The 21,960-nt window shown below is 41.2% G+C and carries 21 protein-coding genes; 14 read left to right on the top strand and 7 right to left on the bottom strand.

All coding sequences use genetic code 11. The features are described from left to right. Window positions 1–10 precede the first annotated feature (10 nt). Together ykgO and OCU78_RS10890 are read left to right on the top strand one after the other, a co-directional pair. Entirely contained in the window at window positions 11–136 is a 126-nt protein-coding gene (gene ykgO, locus OCU78_RS10895; protein ID WP_137373545.1) for a type B 50S ribosomal protein L36, read from the top strand. Between the two features lie 387 nt (window positions 137–523). After that, window positions 524–2,110, top strand: coding sequence for an AbgT family transporter (locus OCU78_RS10890; RefSeq protein ID WP_137373546.1), 1,587 nt, complete (start codon window positions 524–526; stop codon window positions 2,108–2,110). Window positions 2,111–2,295: 185 nt separating this feature from the next. Here the strand turns inward: OCU78_RS10890 and OCU78_RS10885 are convergent, their stop codons facing one another. Both OCU78_RS10885 and OCU78_RS10880 read right to left on the bottom strand, forming a co-directional pair. Further along, window positions 2,296–2,739, bottom strand: a complete 444-nt coding sequence (locus OCU78_RS10885) for a YaiI/YqxD family protein (protein ID WP_137373547.1) — start codon at window positions 2,737–2,739, stop codon at window positions 2,296–2,298. Window positions 2,740–2,825: 86 nt separating this feature from the next. Next, the gene (locus OCU78_RS10880; RefSeq protein WP_137373548.1) at window positions 2,826–3,113 is read right to left on the bottom strand and encodes a hypothetical protein; all 288 of its coding nucleotides are present in this window, start codon (window positions 3,111–3,113) and stop codon (window positions 2,826–2,828) included. 770 nt (window positions 3,114–3,883) lie between these two features. Here OCU78_RS10880 and OCU78_RS10875 point away from each other — a divergent pair. Next, complete coding sequence (locus tag OCU78_RS10875; RefSeq protein WP_137373549.1) at window positions 3,884–4,408, top strand: GNAT family N-acetyltransferase; 525 nt, start codon at window positions 3,884–3,886, stop codon at window positions 4,406–4,408. On the opposite strand, the gene OCU78_RS10870 is transcribed toward OCU78_RS10875, so the two are convergent. Both OCU78_RS10870 and OCU78_RS10865 read right to left on the bottom strand, forming a co-directional pair. Beyond that, a complete protein-coding gene (locus OCU78_RS10870) occupies window positions 4,374–4,688 on the bottom strand; it encodes a DUF3301 domain-containing protein (RefSeq protein WP_137373550.1) in 315 nt (104 codons plus the stop codon). The genes OCU78_RS10875 and OCU78_RS10870 overlap by 35 nt on opposite strands. 74 nt (window positions 4,689–4,762) lie before the next feature. Then, window positions 4,763–5,800 carry a DUF3549 family protein gene (locus OCU78_RS10865; protein ID WP_137373551.1) on the bottom strand — a complete coding sequence of 346 codons (1,038 nt, stop codon included), beginning with the start codon at window positions 5,798–5,800 and terminating at the stop codon, window positions 4,763–4,765. An 87-nt stretch (window positions 5,801–5,887) separates the two neighbouring features. Here OCU78_RS10865 and OCU78_RS10860 point away from each other — a divergent pair, with 87 nt between their 5' ends. Both OCU78_RS10860 and truC read left to right on the top strand, forming a co-directional pair. After that, window positions 5,888–6,202 (top strand): YqcC family protein, encoded by a 315-nt coding sequence (locus tag OCU78_RS10860; protein WP_137373552.1) that lies wholly within the window; start codon window positions 5,888–5,890, stop codon window positions 6,200–6,202. Next, on the top strand, window positions 6,193–6,948 hold the full coding sequence (gene truC, locus OCU78_RS10855; RefSeq protein WP_137373553.1) for a tRNA pseudouridine(65) synthase TruC: 756 nt from the start codon (window positions 6,193–6,195) through the stop codon (window positions 6,946–6,948). The genes OCU78_RS10860 and truC overlap by 10 nt, the downstream gene beginning before the upstream one ends. 198 nt (window positions 6,949–7,146) lie before the next feature. Here the strand turns inward: truC and OCU78_RS10850 are convergent, their stop codons facing one another. The 3 genes from OCU78_RS10850 to map all read right to left on the bottom strand — a co-directional run bounded on the left by OCU78_RS10850 (window position 7,147) and on the right by map (window position 11,448). Next, window positions 7,147–7,530, bottom strand: coding sequence for a DUF3461 family protein (locus tag OCU78_RS10850; protein WP_137373554.1), 384 nt, complete (start codon window positions 7,528–7,530; stop codon window positions 7,147–7,149). 257 nt (window positions 7,531–7,787) lie between these two features. Beyond that, window positions 7,788–10,409: a bifunctional uridylyltransferase/uridylyl-removing protein GlnD gene (gene glnD, locus OCU78_RS10845; RefSeq protein WP_137373555.1), complete on the bottom strand. Its 2,622-nt coding sequence runs from the start codon at window positions 10,407–10,409 to the stop codon at window positions 7,788–7,790. Between the two features lie 160 nt (window positions 10,410–10,569). Continuing rightward, complete coding sequence (map, locus tag OCU78_RS10840; RefSeq protein WP_137373556.1) at window positions 10,570–11,448, bottom strand: type I methionyl aminopeptidase; 879 nt, start codon at window positions 11,446–11,448, stop codon at window positions 10,570–10,572. 432 nt (window positions 11,449–11,880) lie between these two features. Here map and rpsB point away from each other — a divergent pair, with 432 nt between their 5' ends. From rpsB to bamA, 9 genes are all read left to right on the top strand, one after another. Then, window positions 11,881–12,615, top strand: coding sequence for a 30S ribosomal protein S2 (rpsB, locus tag OCU78_RS10835; RefSeq protein WP_137373557.1), 735 nt, complete (start codon window positions 11,881–11,883; stop codon window positions 12,613–12,615). Window positions 12,616–12,754: 139 nt separating this feature from the next. Continuing rightward, a complete protein-coding gene (gene tsf / locus OCU78_RS10830) occupies window positions 12,755–13,600 on the top strand; it encodes a translation elongation factor Ts (RefSeq protein WP_137373558.1) in 846 nt (281 codons plus the stop codon). 179 nt (window positions 13,601–13,779) lie between these two features. Then, window positions 13,780–14,511 carry a UMP kinase gene (pyrH, locus tag OCU78_RS10825; protein ID WP_009847418.1) on the top strand — a complete coding sequence of 244 codons (732 nt, stop codon included), beginning with the start codon at window positions 13,780–13,782 and terminating at the stop codon, window positions 14,509–14,511. A gap of 97 nt (window positions 14,512–14,608) precedes the next feature. Further along, window positions 14,609–15,166 (top strand): ribosome recycling factor, encoded by a 558-nt coding sequence (gene frr, locus OCU78_RS10820; RefSeq protein WP_137373559.1) that lies wholly within the window; start codon window positions 14,609–14,611, stop codon window positions 15,164–15,166. A 98-nt stretch (window positions 15,167–15,264) separates the two neighbouring features. Continuing rightward, entirely contained in the window at window positions 15,265–16,020 is a 756-nt protein-coding gene (locus OCU78_RS10815; RefSeq protein ID WP_137373560.1) for an isoprenyl transferase, read from the top strand. A 12-nt stretch (window positions 16,021–16,032) separates the two neighbouring features. After that, on the top strand, window positions 16,033–16,875 hold the full coding sequence (locus OCU78_RS10810; protein ID WP_137373561.1) for a phosphatidate cytidylyltransferase: 843 nt from the start codon (window positions 16,033–16,035) through the stop codon (window positions 16,873–16,875). Window positions 16,876–16,926: 51 nt separating this feature from the next. After that, window positions 16,927–18,135, top strand: coding sequence for a 1-deoxy-D-xylulose-5-phosphate reductoisomerase (gene ispC / locus OCU78_RS10805; protein ID WP_137373562.1), 1,209 nt, complete (start codon window positions 16,927–16,929; stop codon window positions 18,133–18,135). Beyond that, window positions 18,132–19,490, top strand: a complete 1,359-nt coding sequence (gene rseP / locus OCU78_RS10800; protein WP_137373563.1) for a sigma E protease regulator RseP — start codon at window positions 18,132–18,134, stop codon at window positions 19,488–19,490. The genes ispC and rseP overlap by 4 nt, the downstream gene beginning before the upstream one ends. 48 nt (window positions 19,491–19,538) lie before the next feature. Further along, a complete protein-coding gene (bamA, locus tag OCU78_RS10795) occupies window positions 19,539–21,950 on the top strand; it encodes an outer membrane protein assembly factor BamA (protein WP_137373564.1) in 2,412 nt (803 codons plus the stop codon). Window positions 21,951–21,960: the final 10 nt, after the last annotated feature.

Below are 21,960 nucleotides of genomic sequence, written 5' to 3'. Positions count from 1 at the left end.
GGACATTAAAATGAAGGTATTAAGTTCACTAAAAAGCGCTAAAAATCGACACCCTGATTGCCAAATCGTAAAGAGAAAAGGGCGCCTTTATGTGATTTGCAAAACTAACCCGAGGTTTAAAGCGGTTCAAAAATGACCGTCAATATGATGTGACTCGTGTGTAAAAACGAGGGGAAAGTCAAACTTCATTTATTTGCCTGTTTTTCTTTTCCTTCGAGAGAAGCTTTACCAAATGTAGAGTGTATATTTATCGTACGCTGTGTCTTGTTGTTTAAAGAAATCAAAGAGTTATATTTTTAGTTATACCTCCGGTGAATGGGTGGTTGTGAACTATAAATCTTAATTTTGTATTTAATTTAGATTTATTTGCTAATTAATTGTTTAAATTTAGTTAAGAATACCTGCCTGTTACACATTTTGTAACATTTTGAGTTTCTAATTGATAATGTTGTCGCGTACCCTTCGCTGGCAATTTGAACATTTTTGTCACAATTGCACAGGAATCACTACAAGGAGGGAACTGATGAGTTCATCAGCTTCAATAAAAAACAATTCGCCAAAGAAACCTATTTTTACCCGCTTTCTCGATGGCGTTGAATATTTGGGGAACCTTTTACCCCACCCAATCACTCTTTTCGCAATCTTCTGTGTCGCAATCCTAGTCTCTTCAGGAATTGCTGGTTACTTCGAAGTATCTGTAATGGATCCTCGCCCAGAAGGTGCTAGCGGTCGTGCTGCTGATGGCATGATCCACGTTGTAAGCTTACTTAATGCTGAAGGCTTACAACTAATCGTAACTAATCTAGTTAAGAACTTTGTTGGCTTTGCGCCACTTGGTACCGTGCTTGTTGCCATGCTAGGTGTTGCGATCGCTGAACACTCAGGTCTGTTATCTGCGGCAATGCGCGGCATGGTAATGGGCGCATCTCAGCGCATGGTTACTGTAACCGTGGTATTTGCTGGTATTATCTCTAACACTGCTTCAGAGCTAGGTTACGTAGTACTTATCCCTCTTGCAGCAATGCTTTTCCACTCATTGGGTCGTCACCCATTAGCAGGTCTAGCGGCAGCATTTGCTGGTGTATCTGGTGGTTATTCTGCAAACCTACTTATCGGTACGGTTGATCCACTGCTTTCTGGTATTACAGAAACCGCAGCACAAATGCTTGACCCTTCTTACTCTGTTGGCCCTGAATCAAACTGGTACTTCATGTTTGTTTCAACCTTCTTTATCTCTATTGCTGGTGCATTTGTAACAGAGAAGATTGTTGAACCTAAACTGGGTAAATACAACGATGAAGACGCGTCTGAAGATCTTTCAAATGACTCAATGGGCAAGCTCACTGCTATTGAGAAGAAAGGTCTTAAATTTGCTGGGGTTGCAGTATTAATCGTTAGTGCGCTTTTAGCTTGGACTGTAGTTCCTGCTGACGGTGTTTTACGTTCAGAGGCGGGTACTATTTCAGGTTCTCCATTCCTGAAGAGTATCGTTGCGTTTATCTTTGTATTCTTTGCAATTCCTGGCTTTGTTTATGGAAAAATCACCGGTTCAATGAAAAATGACCGTGATGTGATTAATGCAATGGCAACGTCTATGTCTTCAATGGGCATGTATATTGTTCTAGTATTCTTTGCTGCGCAGTTTGTCGCTTTCTTTAAGTGGACGAACTTTGGTCAAGTAGTTGCTGTAGGTGGCGCAAGCTTCTTACAAGATATTGGCTTAACGGGTCCAATGTTGTTCTTCGCATTTATTTTAATGTGTGGTTTCATCAACTTGATGATTGGCTCGGCTTCTGCTCAGTGGGCAGTGACGGCTCCTATCTTCGTTCCTATGCTAATGCTAGTAGGCTACGCACCTGAAACGATTCAAGCGGCTTACCGTATCGGCGATTCAACAACCAACATCATTACACCTATGATGAGCTACTTCGGTCTTATCCTTGCGGTAGCAACTCGTTATATGAAGAACTTAGGTATTGGTACTCTAATTGCAACTATGTTGCCTTACTCTATGGTATTCATGTTCGGTTGGAGTATTTTGTTCTACTTATGGGTATTCGTCTTTGGTTTACCTGTTGGTCCGGGCGCCGCAACGTTCTACACGCCTTAATCAATTTTACTAGAGCAACACGCTTACTTTATTCGAGCTTCATGCTTATATAGCTAAGCTCTAAAATTGAGATAATAAAAAACCTGCACTTGATGCAGGTTTTTTTTGTTTTAACAGCCTAAGTGATGAAACCAAAATTTAGCAGCTTTAGATTTCAATCAACGGAGTCTCTCAATAAATATGGATTAACGTTTAGCTAAAATTTTATCTAAATGATTAGCAAATTCGCGTCGGTCTGTTTGAGATAATGAGCTTGGACCGCCCGTTTGAATTCCGCTTGAACGCATGGTGTCCATAAAATCTCGAATATTGAGGCGCGCTTTGATCGTTTCTTTAGTGTAAAGCTCACCTCGAGAACTTAGAGCTTGCCCTCCCTTAGTGATGACTTCGTCTGCTAGAGGGATGTCTGAAGTAATCACAAGATCACCTGGCTCTGTTCGTTTCACTATTTCATCATCAGCAATGTCAAAGCCACTTGGCACTTGAATGGAATGTATATTGTTGCGCTTAGGGACAGGGACTAGATGGTTTGCAACAAAAGTACATTCAACTCCTGTTCTTTCTGCTGCACGAACGATGGTTTCTCTAATTACTTTTGGACAGGCATCGGCATCAACCCATATTTTCATGATTAATTCTCTTTATCTTGGGGCATTAATTAAAAGTTCGAGTCTTAGTACTTAAAACGAATGACCTTAAATTTGTGTTATATCGATTATTTATCTGACAACTGAGCTTCTAGAGCTGTAATTCGTGCGGTTAAATCGAGCACCTGTTGCTCAAGTTGAGATACTCTGTTTATCTCGGGTTGCTCAGAAGCCGCCACTTCAATTTTGGGAATTCGGTTCGCACTTTTCCAGCTTTTAATGGTTGTGATAAGTGCAGGCATTGGAACTGAAGTGCTCATTCTCGCTTTAACCAGCGCAACGGTTGGTTCTTTTCCTTGCGCTTGCAGTCCTTCAAGTACGGCTCTTAATTCTTCTGAAACATCTTTAGTCAGCATGATAATGACCTCCATTTTCGTTGATACCGCATAATACTTGTTCTAGTGGTTTTTAGCGAATATCAAAAGCGCCCAAGGCTTGTGCGAGATCTCTTACAAAGGGTGTGAGAGAAAGTAAGTTTAGATATGGTGTAAATATACCGTAAAATTCTAAATTGCTGATTTTTAAGTGTAATATATATTTAACAACTATTGTATGTTCGGAAGTGTGACCTGAATCTATTGTTTAAAATAGCCAATCACGTAAATTATATCTTGTCGGAAGGATACTGACACGGAACAGGAAAGCACCACGGATTTGGTCATCTTCAGGATGAAGATTTGGTTACTTAGGATTAGTAATCAAGCATGGAGTAAAGGACATTGTAGGGAAACAACAGTTAATAGGATGTTAGCTGCAACGGAATGACAATGGACACCTTTTGGATGAAGGTTTTGGAACAACATCAGGATGATGTAAAGGACACCGCTCACGGAACAAGTGATGTGCGCTAACTAGGATTGTTAGCTTTCAGGATGATTGGACACCGCTAGGACGGCGAAGTAAAGGAAAGAGCTGAAGGATTACAGCCACTATTATGGATGATGCATGGAGCATTAATAAGTAGCCGGACTGCTGCGAGTAAGACTATAGCCCTGACACTTCGGTGTCGGGGCTTTTCTTTTTCTGCTCCTTTAAAACAAAGCCACGCTGTTTTATAAAGTTTAACTTGTCACTTTGAATACACGATTTATCACTGAAATAAACAGTCAACACAAGGAATGTGGAAATGACGATTGCAACTTCAAGAGCTTTACTCGTACCGTATACTGAACATTTAGAACACGATTTTATTTTATTAAATTGTTGTCCAATAAATCGATTAGAAATGAATGGTCCCCATACGCTTGCTTCAGCTAAGCGTGTCTTTGAAAACTTAATTACAGATAATCAAAGCTTTACACGAGCGATCATTGATAACAAAACTCGTGAATATATAGGGCACTTATTTGTGACACAAAGTGAAGGCAAGCATGAGCTAGGCTATATCATTAATAAAGAGTACTGGAATGAAGGTTTGGCGACAGAAGTTCTGCGACCGTTTTTCACCATGGCTTGTTTTGAATTAGACTTATCCGAGGTTTTTGCTACAGTGAATATCGACCATGTACCATCGATTAAGTTGCTAGAAAAGTTAGGGTTTGTGCAACAAGAAGCCAAACAAGATCAGTTTGGCCCTTATTATTTATATCAATATTCAGCGTATGGAAGTAAAGCGACTACATCTTATGGGGCTGTAGCTCAAAGTGCATAGGTCGAAAGCCGATCATGACTAGTTTACCGTGGTAACAATCATCGCCCAAAGATGAAAACTCAAATTGGTAAACGGTGTGCCAGCGCCATTTTACTTTCATTGCGAGTTCATCTGGCATTTTCAATTTATGACCATTGAAAGCGACACTTAACAGTTGCAAATCCAGTTGCTTACATTTTTTCGCTATGGCTGATTTTGCCAATTCTGACTGCCTACGCTGCTGCCAAAAAAAGAAGCAGAAGAAGCAAAGCAGTAAAATCGCCAGTAGATTATCTATCATTCCTGATGTGTTCCTTTCATATAATCTGAAGCTTTCTCATTCAGCACCTAATACCTAGTACCAAATATCAATACTTAAGCTTTTGCTGCTTGTTGAAGTTTGAGCAAAGCATTGGTTAACTCTGGAGATGGGCTGGAATTCAATAGTGGTAAAAAAATCATTCTTAATGCAGGGATCATAACGAGATCGGCAAAAAGTTGGTTAAACAGCGTTTGGTTACCTGTTTGAGCTAAGCGAAGCAGGAATTGCTCGGCAATGATCGGATCTTGCAGAGTTTGCCAACTACGACCCGCTAACCCAATAAGTACCTCTTGGTGGCTCAGTCTAGGACTTGATAAGATTTGAGATATAACCGCATGGCTAATTGTATTTTTAGCGCCTGATAGTGCACGAGCAAGGGCTGACAGTAAAAATAGATCTGGGTCTTGGCTGTTGATTTGATTTTCTGCTAACTCTTGGATGCGCTCTGCCAATTTGTCGGAAATCTTCGTATGCTCTAAAGCACCTAGCGTTGCATATAATGGCTCGTTAGGCAGTTTTATTAATGCTTTACGTACCGCAACACCATTTTGCTGGCTACTTAGTCGAGCGCAGATATCGGTAATACCTTGTAACCCTACGGTTTGCCAGTTTTCCCAACCAAGATCACCTGTGAAATAATGCTGAGCATGTTCGTAGTATTGGCTTGTCGGTAAATCTAGTTCAGCTCTTACTTGGCTGTGAAATACTGCCATTTTGTCTTCAGATGGTTTGAACGTGTAGGGATTGTTAGATAATTTTTGTTGTTGATCTTCACTCATTTCACCACTTAGACGGGTGCCCATAGCTTCAATAACAAACTTTAAAAAATTACCCACATCCCCTTGATTTAACAATCCACGTTCATCAAGTTTGAACTTTAAGAACCAAATCCAAGGTTGTTTTTCTGAATTCCAATAAGCAATTGCAAGATGAGCTTGTTTTTGAAGTGGAAACGGGTAGGGCTGCTTACCCTGTTCAACATCCGAAAATAGGCTGTTATCGACTTTTTGAATACGTCGACCAAGATCGTAAATATTATATTGGCTGCCGCTATTCTTAAGTAACTGGGTAAGAGTATGAATTGTTTCCATGAGTAATAAGGTCCTAACTTTCTTTACTAAATAGATGGTACTCTATGGCCCAATTTCAAGGTCACAGGACAAATTACTTGGTGAAAAATGACAGCTGCCGCAAAGTTATCTTCATTACTTGTTCAACTTAAGCAACAAATGCAAGAAGCGAAGTTATGGGAGACTCTCCCACCATCAGATCAAGCTTTAGCGAGTGTTGAACCATTTGCAATAGATACCTTACAGCCAGAGCAGTGGCTACAGTGGGTGTTTATTCAAAAGTTAAGTGAGATGCTCAAAGCTAATCAACCATTGCCTAAAGGTTTCTCAATATCGCCCTATTTTGATGAAGTGTGGAAATTAGAGCCGGCTCTGAATGGCATTCTGAAGACTTTAAATTTAATTGATGAGGTATGCGCGTAGTGTTAGAAATCATTTATCAAGATGAATACTTTGTTGCGGTCAACAAGCCCGCAGGGATGCTCGTTCACCGTTCTTGGTTAGATAAGCATGAAACTCAGTTTGTGATGCAAACACTGCGAGATCAAATAGGTCAGCATGTATTCCCACTTCATCGCCTAGATAGACCGACATCTGGAGTGCTGGTTTTTGCTCTTTCGAGTGAGGTGGCGTCTGAAGTAATGCCAATGTTTGCTAACCAAGAGATGCAAAAGACCTATCATGCCATCGTACGAGGTTGGATAGAGGAAGGGGATACGCTCGATTACGCTTTAAAAGTTGAACTGGATAAAATCGCAGATAAGTTTGCTAAAGAGGATAAAGAGCCTCAAGAAGCGGTTACGGTTTACGAGCCTTTGGCTAAAGTTGAAGTGCCTTATTCTACTGGTCGTTTTCCTACCAGCCGTTATTGCTTAGTAGAGATGCTACCTAAAACGGGTCGAAAGCATCAATTAAGAAGGCATATGGCTCACCTAAGACACCCAATTGTAGGTGATACATCCCATGGTGACGGCAAGCATAACCGGTTATTTAGAGATGATTTAGATTCGCACCGTTTATTATTACATGCATCGGAATTACGTTTTATCCACCCTTTTACAGAAAAAGAGGTGATCATGACGGCTGGGCTGGACGAGACTTGGTTACGTTTATTTGAGACGTTTGGCTGGGAAGTGTCGATGGTGGATTTGAAAAACGGTCAGCTATAACGGCAATGATTTTTTACGCAAAACTATCCAATGCGACCTATGAAAAACAAGCAACACGGTAATTAAAACAGTATAGAACTTAAAGCTACCTAAACATAAACGTTAAAATCAACTAAACAGACGCTTAAAATAAAGGGTTAATGCTCAGCATTAACCCTTTATATATTTGGAATTCAAAAGCTAAAGTAGGTAAAAAGCCTACTTTAGTTTTTCTAAATCTGCTTCAATTTCCGCAATTTTACTTGAGACAACTTTTTCAAGATGTCTTAAATCAGTAAGAATCTTTTCTTTCACATCGACTTCAGCTTTAGGTGCTGGTTTTGTGATCTTATTTAATTCATCGATAACCAGCGTTAAATTACGGTTTATTTCAGTCACTTCTTTGTACTGATGGCTACCGCTATCAACTAGCACATTCTTGACTTGTCGTGGGTATTTGAATTTCACGCTTTTAGCGAAGAGTTCGCCTTTTTGCTTGCGGAAATAAATTTTAAGGATGTCTTTGTGAGCTTCTTGACGAAGAGAGTAGCGTTCAATCTGTTTAGGTTCATGAATACCTAATCCAGTGAGGTTTGGAAACATAAGCGACCTCTAAATTTTTAGTGAAATACATCAATGTTATAAGTTGTGACAGAAATAATGTAGCAGCCAAATGGCGAGCTAGATAGCGCTTATCAGTATTATCGTTTAAGTTGTGGGCAAGATCGCTCTATACCTTACCCACTGTTTCAATTACTGATGTTTATATTTCTATACTCGTTAGATCATTATTTCGTATGCTCTCATCGGTAAATAGACGGCTTAGTTATAATCATCAGTAATCAGTAATCAGTAACCAGCTAGGGTGCAAGCTCAGAAACGTTCTCGGTAAGCTTTTCTCTGAGAGCTTGCTCTTGCTCTTCAGATAATCGACCACCGGTATCACTGGTAAGAATAAATAAATCTTCCGCTCTTTCACCAATAGTGGTGATTTTCGCGCCGTGTAGATTGATATTAAGCTTGGAGAAAGTTGCACCGACATGAGCTAATAATCCTGGGGTGTCTAATGCTCTGAACTCCATGAGCGTACGCTTTTTGTTCTTACTGGGTAGAAACTCAACCACCGTTTTCACGGTGAAATGCTGTAAATTTCTAGGTGTTTTTCTTGCTTTAATTTTTGTTGGGCGACCGTCTTCTAACACATGAGTTAGATGTTTAATGACCGCCTTATGGCGGCTTTCATCAATGGCTTCACCATGCTGATCCAGCACCATGAAAGTATCAAGAACATGGCCATCTTTACTGATCATGACTTGAGCATCATGCACGTTAAAATTGCGTCTATCCAACTCAGCTACGACTGAAGCAAAAAGGGCGGGTTGATCTTTGCTGTAGACAAAGACTTCCGTACCACCACGAGTTGACTTCTTGCTAATAAGAACAACTGGTTGATTTGGGTTTTCTTGACGAAGCAAGTGCTCACAATGCCAAGCAATCTGTTTGTGCGTATGCCTCAGGAAATAGTCAGCTTTAAAGCGTTGCCAAAGCACTTCAATTTCGCGAGCGGTGAAGCCTTCTTTTCTTAATAGCGCCGACGCCATTTGCTGATTGTGGCGAATGCGGTCTCGGACATCGACTGGGTTTTCTAGCCCTCGGCGTAGTGCTCGTTGAGTAGAATGGAAAAGCTCAGCAAGTAAGGTGCGTTTCCAGCTATTCCAAAGCTCTGGATTGGTTGCACAGATATCTGCAACAGTTAAACAAACTAAGAACTCTAACCGCTCTTCATCTCTTACTTGTTTGGCAAATTCGGTAATGACTTCAGGGTCGTAAATATCTCGACGTTGAGCAGTCACAGACATTAACAAGTGATTTTGAACTAACCATGAAACGAGCTTCGCCTCTGGCTTAGAAAGCCCGTGTTCCATACAGAAATCATAGGCTTCAACCGCTCCAATTTCTGAGTGATCACCTCCTCGACCTTTACCAATGTCGTGGAAAATTGCCGCAAGAATTAACAATTCTTTTTTATAGATGCGAGGATAGACTTCACAGCAAATCGGGTGACGATCTCGATTAGAAGCATAGCTGAAACTATTGATGTGTTTTAGTAAGCGAATACTGTGCTCGTCTACTGTATAAACGTGGAATAAATCAAATTGCATCTGACCTACAATTTGGCTCCACTGAGGCAGGTAGGCAGAAAGTACACCAAGCTTATGCATTAAACTGAACGCTTTATGTAAAGCATTAGGATGGCGGACTAAATCCATGAATTTTTCACGAGCAGCGGGAATAGAATGTAGGAATTTATTTAGCCTACGTCTTGCGGTTCTCAGCTGACGAAGTGTCGGAGGGCTAACACCTTCGATCGAAGAGTCATTGGCAATGTGGATAAACATATCGAGGATGGTTTCAGGTCTTGCTTGGAATAGCGCAGGCTTACGAGCCTCGATAAGTGCCCCTCTACGTTGAAAATCTCCATCAATGATTTCAGCCTCTAGCGTAGCTCCACCATTGATAATCGCTTGATCAAATAATTTAAGTAGCATTTTGTTGAGTTCAGCTACGCGACGTAAGGTGCGGTAGAACTCTTTCATCATCATTTCGATGCCGCGGTTTCCTTCGCCTATGTAGCCTAAATGCTCGGCAACTTGGACTTGATGTGCGAAGGTTAGCCTGTTGTCATAGCGGCGTAATTCAACGTGTAAAGCAAAGCGAACGCGCCATAAGAAATCCTGACACTCTACCAGTTCACGGTATTCGGCATCCGTGAGAAAGCCATATTTACTCATTTCTAGAAGTGAAGTTGCACCGAAGTGCCTGCGAGCAACCCAGCTTAATGTATGTATATCTCTTAACCCGCCAGGTGTTGATTTAATATCAGGCTCAAGATTGTAAGTTGTATCATGGTAACGAGCATGTCGACTTTTTTGTTCTTGAATCTTTGCGCGATAAAAAGTTTCGCTAGGCCAGAATGAGTCCGAATCTATTTTACGTTTGAGGATTTTAAAGGTGTCCTCACTTCCACAAAGTAAGCGAGATTCTTGAAGATTGGTGGCAACTGTTAAATCTTCGCCTCCAATTTCAATGCATTCCTCAATCGTTCGAACTGCGTGACCCACTTCTAATCTTAAATCCCATAGCATGGTAATAAATTGGCTGACTTTCTCGCCTAATGCTGCTGGTAGCGTTTTCTTTGAAACAACGAGGATGTCGATGTCAGACAGTGGGTGAAGCTCTCCTCTTCCATAGCCCCCAACCGCAACCAAACTTATATGGGGTAAATCACTGAAGCCAAAATGCCGCCACAAACGGTTGAGCAGCAAATCCATATACTCAGAACGACCAAGTACAAGATCAGTAACCGGGTGGTGGTTAAGAAATTCGTTTTTTTGATAGAGTGTAAAACCTTCTAACTGGCTTTTTAACACTGAAATATCAATTTGTTCATCAGTGAACGTGAGAGGAGATTGGTACGGCATTGTTTGCTATCCATGCAGGTCGAGATAAATTCAATTTAACAGATGTTGAACATGGAACAGAAGGGATTAGATAAAAAAATCCCCGCATGAGCGAGGATAGGGGAGTTACTATTGTAATAATGACCATCATGTGAGTTCTGATGGCTTATTAGTTTGTGATTTATACGTTTTTCATGATGCGTGGAATCGCGTCATCACTGCGTAAAGTCAGCACTTCACAGCCAGTTTCAGTGACAACTAAAGTGTGTTCCCATTGCGCCGAGTTCTTGCTGTCGCCAGTGTAGACTGTCCAGTTATCTTCATCGTCTAGGCTGCAACCGAATTTACCTGCATTAATCATTGGCTCAATGGTGAAACACATGCCTGCTTTTAACACAGTGCGGTCATTGTTTTTGTAGTGAACAACCTGAGGATCCTCATGAAATTCAGAACCAATACCATGACCACAGTAATCTTTAACAATTGAGAACTTCGCTCTTGGGTTGTTCTTGTTATTTGTTTTTATGTATTTCTCAATTGCTGTACCAACTTTACCCAGTTGTACTCCTGGTTTTACTTGGCGCATGCCTTCATAAAGCGCTTCTTGTGCCACCATACATAGACGTTTGTTTGCAGGAGAAACTTCACCAACTAAGAACATTTTTGACGTGTCACCGTGGAAGCCTTGTGGGCGAACGCTAAGATCTGCATTCTCGTCATCAGGAACAATCACCGTGATGTCGACGTTAAGAATATCGCCGTCTTTTAAAACCGCTGGTTTCAACTGACCATTGCTGCCCATTTCATCTTGTGATGCAGGAATGCCATGGCAAACAACGTGGTTAATAGATGTGCAGATTGATTTAGGGAAACCATGATAGTCAAGTGGTGCTGAGTATGCGCCTTTTGCTAGTGCGTACTCGTGACAGATCGTGTTCAGTTCCTCTGTTGTTGTACCCACTTGGATGTGAGGTTCAATCATTTCTAGGATTTCAGCGGCAAGCTTGCCAGCAACGCGCATCTTTGCTATTTCATCAGCAGTTTTAATTTTTACAGCCATTGTATGTCTCTTAAATTCTGTAGCACCTGAGTGTGCATATGGCGCTATTCTAGCAGTGCAGCATATAAGCGCAACAACCCGATAACCCGAGAAGGAAAGTGGTTTTAGATAATTGGCGTTTTATAGCAAATTTTAGGGACCGTCTAGGCGATCTATTTTTGGCTAAAGATTCGGTGTGATCTCATCGAGATTCTTATTTTTTTCTAGCCAAAGATAGACGAAATATGGTATAAAGCGCGCCGGACACAAGGACTGATTTCTCCACATTGGCGAATTAGGCTTTCTGTCTATACTAATTATCTTTAAATCACACACATTTCGACACATGCTCCGGGGTGCCTCAACAATAAAACTGCTTGTGCTTAAACAAGTAGATGTTAGGGGTCGGATTTATGGGAAATGTGGAGGCCTAACCCCATAGAGGATTTTAAAATGGCAACTGTATCAATGCGCGATATGCTTAAAGCTGGTGTTCACTTCGGTCACCAAACTCGTTACTGGAACCCAAAAATGAAGCCATTCATCTTTGGTGCTCGTAACAAAGTACATATCATCAACCTAGAAAAAACTGTACCAATGTTCAACGACGCTCTAGCTGAAATTGCTAAAGTTGGCGAGAAGAAAGGTAAAGTTCTATTTGTTGGTACTAAGCGTGCTGCATCTGAAGCTGTTAAAGAAGCTGCTATCAACAGCAACCAATTCTACGTTAACAACCGCTGGTTAGGCGGTATGCTAACGAACTACAAAACTGTTCGTCAGTCTATCAAGCGTCTGAAAGAACTTGAAGCGCAAGCTCAAGACGGTACTTTCGACAAGCTTACTAAGAAAGAAGCTCTAATGCGCACTCGTGAAATGGAGAAGCTAGAGAAGTCTCTTGGTGGTATTAAGAACATGGGCGGCCTACCTGACGCTCTATTCGTAATCGATGCTGACCACGAACACATCGCAGTTAAAGAAGCTAACAACCTAGGTATCCCAGTTTACGCTGTAGTTGATACTAACTCTAACCCAGACGGCATTGACTTCATCATTCCTGGTAATGACGATGCAATCCGTGCAGTACAGCTTTACCTAAACGCTGCTGCTGATGCGGTTAAAGAAGGCCGTAACAAAGATGTTGTTATCGCTGCTGCTGCTGAAAAAGACGGTTTCGTAGAAGCTGAATAATAGCGGCTCTGAGCCATATTTAGTTCATATTCGGCTGTCATTATAGATAGCTGAAACAAACTAAATACAGTCAATATCAGGGGCCATTTAATGAGGCCCCTGTTTTTTATCTTTTTTAGAATTAACTGAGGAATAGAGAATGGCAACTGTAACTGCAGCTCTAGTTAAAGAACTTCGTGAACGCACAGCTGCGGGCATGATGGAATGTAAAAAAGCGCTTGTTGCTGCTGAAGGCGACATCGAGCTAGCAATTGAAAACATGCGTAAATCTGGCGCAGCGAAAGCAGCTAAAAAAGCTGGTAACGTTGCTGCAGAAGGCACAATCATCATTAAAGAAGAAGCTGGCGTTGCTGCTCTTCTTGAAGTGAACTGCCAAACTGATTTCGTAGCTAAAGATGCAGGTTTCCTTGCATTCGCTAACGAAGTTGCTGAAGCTGCTCTAGCAGAGCGTTTAGATATCGTTGCACTTCAAGCTAAATTTGAAGACGCACGTATTGCGCTAGTAACTAAAATCGGTGAAAACATCAGCATCCGTCGCGTTGAGCTTGTTGAAGGTGTAGCACTAGCTTCTTACCGTCACGGCGAAAAAATCGGTGTTGTTGTTGCTGGTGAAGGCGAAGCTGAAACGCTTAAGCACATCGCTATGCACGTTGCTGCTTCTAAGCCTGAGTACGTTAACCCATCTGACGTACCTGCTGACGTAGTAGAAAAAGAGAAAGCTGTTCAAGTAGAAATCGCTATGAACGAAGGCAAGCCTCAAGAGATCGCTGAGAAAATGGTTATCGGCCGTATGAAGAAATTCACGGGCGAAGTATCTCTTACTGGTCAAGCTTTCATCATGGAACCTAAGAAAACTGTTGCTGACATTCTTAAAGAGAAAGGCGCATCAGTATCTACCTTCGTTCGTTTAGAAGTTGGTGAAGGTATCGAGAAAGCTGCTGAAATGAGCTTCGCAGACGAAGTTGCAGCGGTACAACAAGGTTAATCCTTAGTGTATTGATTGAATAAAGACCGTGGCCATTGCTACGGTCTTTTTATGACTAGTACTTTTTCAACGAATATTAGGTCATATTTTAGAATTTAGCCGTTATGAATGAAAATTGCTTTGAGCATTTAGTTTTCATCCATGACTGTTAATCATCAACTTTTTGAAAGGTAAACTCCATGACTACGAACCCTAAACCAGCGTATCAACGTATCCTGTTAAAACTTAGCGGTGAAGCCCTACAAGGCGAAGAAGGTTTTGGTATTGATCCAACGATCCTTGATCGTATGGCTCAAGAAGTGAAAGAATTGGTAGAACTTGGTGTTCAAGTTGGTGTGGTTATCGGCGGTGGTAACCTTTTCCGTGGTGCAGGCCTTGCTGAAGCTGGCATGAACCGCGTAGTAGGCGACCACATGGGTATGCTTGCAACGGTAATGAACGGTCTTGCAATGCGTGATGCTTTGCACCGTGCCTACGTAAACGCACGTGTAATGTCTGCTATTCCGCTTAAAGGTGTGTGTGACGATTACAACTGGGCAGATGCAATCAGCCAACTGCGCCAAGGCCGCGTTGTGATCTTCTCTGCTGGTACAGGTAACCCATTCTTCACTACAGATTCTGCTGCGTGTCTACGTGGTATCGAAATTGAAGCTGACGTAGTTCTAAAAGCGACGAAAGTTGATGGTGTATTTACTGCTGACCCAGTAGCAAACCCAGACGCAGAGCTGTATGATACTTTGTCTTACAACACGATTCTTGAGAAAGAATTGAAAGTAATGGATTTGGCTGCATTTACACTAGCTCGTGATCATAAAATGCCAATCCGTGTATTTAACATGAATAAACCAGGCGCACTACGTCGCGTGGTTATGGGTGAAACTGAAGGTACATTAATCAGCGATGCTGACTAATTTTTCGGGCCTACTGAGGTTTACACTTTGGTAGGCTTATCCTTATCACTCCAAATAAAAAGCTTTCTTGAAGAAAGAACATAATCAAGGTGAAATTGTGATTAACGAAATCAAAAAAGACGCTCAAGAGCGCATGGTAAAAAGTGTTGATGCACTAAAAAACAGCCTGCAAAAGATTCGTACAGGTCGTGCTCACCCGAGCCTACTTTCTGGTCTGACTGTTGAGTACTACGGTGCTCCAACGCCTTTGACCCAAGTTGCTAACGTTATTGCTGAAGACGCACGTACTCTAGCGATCACTGTATTTGATAAAACACTGACGCCTCTTGTTGAAAAAGCAATCATGTCGTCTGACCTAGGTCTAAACCCTATGTCTGCTGGTACAGTTATCCGTGTTCCACTTCCACCGCTAACGGAAGAGCGTCGTAAAGACCTAGTTAAAATCGTTCGTGGCGAAGCTGAAGGTGGCCGTGTTGCTATCCGTAACATCCGTCGTGACGCAAATGGCGATCTAAAAGCACTTCTGAAAGACAAAGAAATTTCTGAAGATGAAGATCGTAAAGCACAAGACGAAATTCAAAAGCTAACTGATGCTGCAGTAAAAAATGTAGATGAAGTACTAGCTGGTAAAGAAAAAGAGTTGATGGAAGTTTAATTTTCCTTATTCTTTATGTTGGAAAAACGCTGCACTCACACAGTTCAGCGTTTTTTTATGCTAATCTGTCCAGCTGTTAGAATGTAGTTCACTCTTTTATGCATAATTCTCAAGTATTCTCAGATTCCCTTCCTAAGCATATTGCTATCATTATGGATGGCAATGGTCGTTGGGCTAAAGCTCAAGGCAAGCCACGTGTCTTTGGCCATAAAAATGGCGTAAAAGCAGTCAGAAAAACCATTTCTTCAGCCGCTAAACTAGGTATTAAAGCTGTATCTTTATTCGCTTTTAGTAGTGAAAACTGGCGTCGACCTGAAGCTGAAGTTGGTGTGCTGATGGAGCTTTTTATTACCGTTTTATCCAGCGAAGTAAAAAAGCTACACAAAAATAACTTACAACTTAGAGTTATTGGCGACAAAAGTCGCTTCAATGAACGTTTACAAAAAAAAATTGAAGAAGCTGAAACTCTAACCAGTACTAATACCGGTATGGTTATTAATATTGCTGCTAATTATGGTGGTAAATGGGATATCCAACAGGCGGTGAAATCGATTTCTCAAAAAGTACAAGCTGGGAGCTTAGATGTAGAGGCTATTGACGAGTCTTTGATTACACAACATCTAACCATGTCTGATATTCCAGAAGTTGATCTGTTGATTCGTACTAGTGGTGAATGCCGAATTAGTAATTTTATGCTGTGGCAACTCGCTTATGCCGAGATGTATTTTACGGAACAATACTGGCCTGATTTTAATGAAGATAGCCTTGTTGAAGCCGTTACTTGGTTTATTAATCGAGAGCGTCGATTTGGATGTACAGGCGAACAAGTCAAAGCATTGATGGAAACCGAATAAGGATTTATAAGTTTGAAACAACGAATTATTACAGCGTTGATTTTAGCTCCCCTAGTTATTCTAGGCATTTTTGAGTTAGCTCTGCCCCATTTTATTTTGGCCCTTGCTGCCATAACCATTTTAGGTTTTTGGGAGTGGACTCAATTTGTTGAAAGCAAATCTCGATATCTCGCACTTGTACCTACTGTTGCTATTAGTGCGCTTAGCCTCGTATTTATCCCCTTCGATGCATTCAGTTTAAATGACATTTCAAGTGCCCATTATGCCATCTTAAGTGCTGGGTTTATCTGGTGGATAATAGCCAGTGGATTAGCCATTAGCTATCCTAAATCTTTACCTTCATGGCAACAATCAACGATATTGAGGCACAGCTTTGGTCTACTAACATTACTCCCATTTTTTTGGAGTATCATTATTTTAAGAGCGACAAATATCAGCGTAGATCCTTACCACGGCGCAAAGTTAGTGATGTTTGTTTGCTTTATCGTTTGGGCTGCTGATAGTGGAGCGTACTTCACTGGAAAGAGTATTGGTAAACGAAAAATGGCGCCATCGGTCAGCCCTAATAAGACTATTGAGGGTTTAATTGGCGGGATTATCACTGCTTTAGTCATTGCGTGGATCTTTGCTGGCATGTTTGATATTCAATTTACTAGCCCTGTTCACATGGTTGTTATTACATTAATAACTGTAGTGATTTCTGTGCTTGGCGACCTTGTTGAAAGTATGTTCAAACGAGTCTCCGGGATAAAAGACAGCAGTAATCTTATTCCAGGCCATGGTGGCATATTAGATAGAATTGACAGTTTAACCGCTGCTTTCCCTGTCTTTGCTCTGCTTTATCTAGCATTCTAATAAATAAGGGCAGACATTCTGCCCTTTATTACATCTCAACGGTCATACGCAATGCGATATATAACGATTCTTGGCGCTACTGGTTCTATAGGAACGAGTACATTAAAAGTTGTTGAACAAAACCCTCAGCAATATTCAGTAATTGGTTTAGCAGCTGGCTCCAATGTCGAGAAGATGATCGAATTGATCGACAGATGGAAGCCTAAGTATGTCGCTATGGCTTGTCCTGAAGCCGCTAGCAAGCTAGCTGATACTCTCAAATCGAATAACCTTGATACCTCAGTTCTTTCAGGACCGGAAGGAATGTGTCAGATTGCTTCTCTTGAAGAGTCCGATACCGTTATGGCTGCAATTGTTGGCGCTGCTGGGTTACTTCCAACAATGGCTGCAGTAAAGGCTGGTAAGAGAGTGTTACTTGCCAATAAAGAAGCTTTGGTTATGTCTGGTCAGCTATTTATTGATGCAGTTAAACAATATGGTGCGGAGCTTCTGCCTGTAGACAGTGAGCATAATGCAATTTTTCAGTGCTTAAGTGAGAAGGTTCAGACGAATTTAGGCTATTGTGATCTTAAAGAGCATGGTGTTAACCATATTTTGCTGACAGGCTCTGGCGGACCTTTTCGATACACCGAAGTTAAAGACCTCGATACTGTCACCCCAGAGCAAGCTATTGCTCATCCTAATTGGTCGATGGGTCCCAAGATATCTGTAGACTCTGCAACCATGATGAACAAAGGCTTAGAGTTTATCGAGGCTAAGTGGCTATTTAACGCTTCTGAAGAACAGCTAAAAGTCATTATTCACCCACAGTCTGTTATCCATTCCATGGTTCAATATAAAGATGGCTCTGTCCTTGCGCAGATGGGGGAGCCAGATATGGCAACGCCTATTGCCTTATCTCTATCTTACCCTGATAGAATTGAGGCCGGCGTTCAAGCTTTAGATTTTACAAAAGTGGGTGAGTTAACTTTTCTTGAACCTGATTTTGCACGCTATCCTTGCCTTAAATTGGCAATAGATGCTTGCTATAAAGGCCAACATGCTACCACTGCAATTAATGCAGCCAATGAGATTGCTGTTGATGCTTTTTTAAACTCTGCAATTAAATTTACACAAATTGCCATGATCAATGAGCATGTAATGAACAAAGTCTGCGAACAATATGGCTCTGATGAGTTAGATAGCTTGGAAAGCTTGATAGAGCTAGATAATATATCGCGTAAATTTGCCGTTAAATATATTGAAGAGAATCTATCATGACAGGAGTTTTATGGAACTTTGCCTCCTTTATAGTCGCTCTGGGCATTCTGGTTGCCGTGCATGAATATGGTCATTTTTGGGTCGCTAGACGCTGTGGCGTAAAAGTTGAAAAATTCTCAATTGGTTTTGGTAAATCAATTTGGAGTAAAGTTGGACGTGACGGCACTGAATATAGCCTTTCTATTATTCCTCTAGGTGGATACGTGAAAATGCTAGACAGCCGGGTCGATGATGTCCCTGCTAGCCAACATCAATATGCCTTTGATAAAAAGCCTTTGTGGAAGCGAAGCTCAATCGTTGCAGCGGGACCTGCATTTAATTTTATTTTTGCTATTTTTGCATATTGGCTTGTTTTCCTCATCGGTATTCCTGCGGTAAAGCCCGTTATCGGTGAAGTTACTCCTCAGTCTATTGCAGCACAGTCAGGAATTGAAACGGGAATGGAACTTAAATCTATTTCAGGAATCAAAACCGCTGATTGGGAATCTGTAAATATGGGTTTGATTTCTCATATCGGTGACGAATCAATAGCAATGACTGTAACCTCACCTGATAATATTGGTGTAGAACAGCATATAGTGGTTGATACTTCTGAATGGAAATTTAACCCAGAGACAGAATCCGCGATGGGATCATTAGGCTTTTTGCCTTACACCCCTGAAATATCAACGGTATTAGCTCAAGTGATTGAAGATGGTGCAGCTAAGCAAGCTGGCTTTGAGGCGGGAGATAATATAGTTGCAATCGATGGACAGAAGATTGAGCGCTGGCAGTCAGTCGTTGAGCTTATTCGTTCTAATCCCAACAAAACTATAGAAGTAGTTGTATTGCGAAATGGGTATGAAGTCGAGCTGGCTTTGACCCCAAATAGCCGTAACGCAGCTGACGGTACAAGTATTGGTTATGCTGGCATTGCTCCTGAAGTCGCAGAGTGGCCTGAAAATTATCGCTTTGAATTACAATTTGGTGTAATTGAATCTATTGGCAAAGCGATAGATAAAACTGGGCAAGTCATTGGGCTTACCGCGAGTATGCTAAAAAAATTAATTGTTGGCGATGTAGGTCTCAATAATTTGAGCGGACCGATTTCAATTGCTAAAGGTGCAGGCACTACTGCTGATTATGGATTGGTGTACTTTTTAGGCTTCTTAGCCTTAATAAGTGTCAATTTAGGTATTATAAATTTAGTTCCACTGCCGATGTTAGATGGTGGGCATTTACTCTTTTTCGCTATTGAAGCAATCACTCGTAAGCCAGTACCTGAAAAAATTCAGGAAATGGGATATCGACTGGGAGGGGCGATTATTTTCTCCCTCATGGCTCTAGCAATATTTAACGATTTTACTCGTCTGTGAATGGTTTCTCACAGGCTTTAGTAGTAGCAAGGAATAATTAGAATAAGTATGGCGATTAAGAAAATCCTGTTCGCAAGCCTCTTGGCAACAAGCGTCGCTGCGAACGGCTCACAAAATTTTGTAGTTCAAGATATTCAAATTGAAGGCTTACAGCGTGTTGCTTTAGGTGCTGCTTTATTGAAGATGCCAGTTCGTATTGGTGATGAATTAAGCCCGAATGATGTGTCAGAAATTATTCGAGCATTATATGCCTCTGGTAACTTTGAAGATGTAAAAGTACTGCGCGATGAAGGGGCTTTGATTGTTCAAGTTAAAGAGCGACCAACAATTGCCAGCATTTCATTCTCAGGAAATAAAGCGATAAAAGAAGAGCAACTTCAACAGAACCTAGATGCTTCAGGTGTACGTGAAGGTGAAGCTTTAGATAGAACGACGTTAAGTAATATCGAAAAAGGTCTGGAAGATTTCTACTACAGTGTTGGTAAGTACAACGCAACGGTAAAGGCGGTTGTTACTCCACTACCTCGTAATCGTTCAGATCTAAAATTCATTTTTACTGAAGGTGTATCTGCAAAGATTCAGCAAATAAACTTCATTGGTAATGAAGTTTATTCAGATGCTGATTTACTTGGTCGCTTTAACTTAAATGTAGATGTTGCTTGGTGGAACTTCCTGGCTGATGAAAAATATCAGAAGCAAGTACTAGCTGGTGATATTGAGGCTCTAAAATCTTACTACTTAGATCGCGGTTACTTGAAGTTTAAAGTCGACTCTACTCAGGTTGCGATCTCTCCAGATAAGAAAGGGGTTTACATTACCCTTGGGCTTGATGAAGGTGAAGCTTACACGGTAAAAGATGTCTCTTTTCGTGGTGAGCTAATCGGACGTGAAGACGATTTTAAAGCTCTGGTTCCATTTGAAGATGGTGATACCTATAACGGTTCTAGAGTGACAAGCTTAGAAGAGGACGTGAAGCGAGTTCTTGGTGAATCTGGCTATGCATATCCTCAGGTTCGCACTATCCCTGAATTTAATGATGAAACAAATGAAGTATCACTTGTTATCAATGTTGAAGCTGGAAGTCGTATCTATGTACGCGATATTCGTTTCTCAGGGAATAACTCAACGAAAGATGAAGTTTTGCGCCGTGAAATGCGTCAAATGGAAGGTAGTTGGTTAAACTCAAAAGCTATTGATACCGGTAAAGGTCGTTTGAATCGTTTAGGTTTCTTTGAAACGGTTGATGTACAAACGGTTCGAGTGCCTGGAAGTGAAGACCAAGTCGATTTGGTTTACAACGTCAAAGAAGCAAACTCTGGCAGTGTTAACTTTGGTGTCGGTTACGGTACTGAGTCGGGTGTGAGTTTCCAAGTTGGTTTACAGCAGGATAACTTTGCAGGCTCTGGTGATCGTGTTGGTATCAGCGCGATGATGAATGACTACCAGAAAAATGTAAGCTTGGACTATCGAGACCCTTACTGGACGCTAGATGGTGTAAGTCTTGGTGGTAAGATTTTCTACAATACATTTGAAGCTTCTGAAGCGGGTATTGTTGACTATACCAATGAAAGTTATGGCACAAGCTTAACATGGGGTTTCCCTATGGATGAGCTGAATCGTATTGACCTTGGTGTTGGTTATACGCATAACAAGATCGGTAATGTCCCGACTTATATTCAAGTTGAACAATTTGCTAAAAGTATTGGCCAGTATGGTGACGAAAATATTTTAGTAAACGATTTTGATGTCAATATCTCTTGGACGCGTAATAACTTAAACCGTGGTTTTTTCCCAACTGCTGGTAACCATCAACGTGCGTTCTTTAAAATGACGGTACCTAGTTCAGATGTTCAATATTTTAAAGCGCAGTATGATGTAAAACATTACATTCCCCTGACCAAAAAACATGAGTTCACTCTGTTGATGCGTGGTCGTTTAGGCTACGGTAATGGTTATGGTCAAACGGATGGTAACGACAACTTGTTCCCATTCTATGAAAACTACTACGCAGGTGGCTTTACAACTTTACGTGGTTTTGGTTCGAACTCTGCAGGTCCAAAAGCTGTGTATGCTGATGGTGGCGGTAATAACCCTAACCACACATCGGTAACCGATGATTCTGTTGGTGGTAATGCAGTAGCATTAGCAAGTTTAGAACTTATTGTTCCAACACCATTTGCGTCTGATGAAGCTCGTAGCCAAATTAGAACCAGTGTTTTCTTCGATATGGCTAGTGTCTGGGATACTGAGTTTAATTATCAAAGCAGTAGTCAGATAACATCTGGTGGTCAGTATTATTACGATTACTCAGATCCAACGAATTACCGAGCTTCATATGGTGCAGCTTTACAGTGGATGTCACCAATGGGACCACTTGTTTTCTCAATTGCTAAACCAACAAAAATTTACGAAGGTGATGATGAAGAATTCTTTACATTCACCATTGGTAGAACTTTCTAAAATTTAAAGG

It is taken from the genome of Vibrio gallaecicus (genome assembly GCF_024347495.1).
GTDB classification, from domain to species: Bacteria; Pseudomonadota; Gammaproteobacteria; order Enterobacterales; family Vibrionaceae; genus Vibrio; species Vibrio gallaecicus.
Note: the sequence above shows the minus strand (reverse complement) of the source record. Positions and strands in the feature narration are given on the sequence as shown.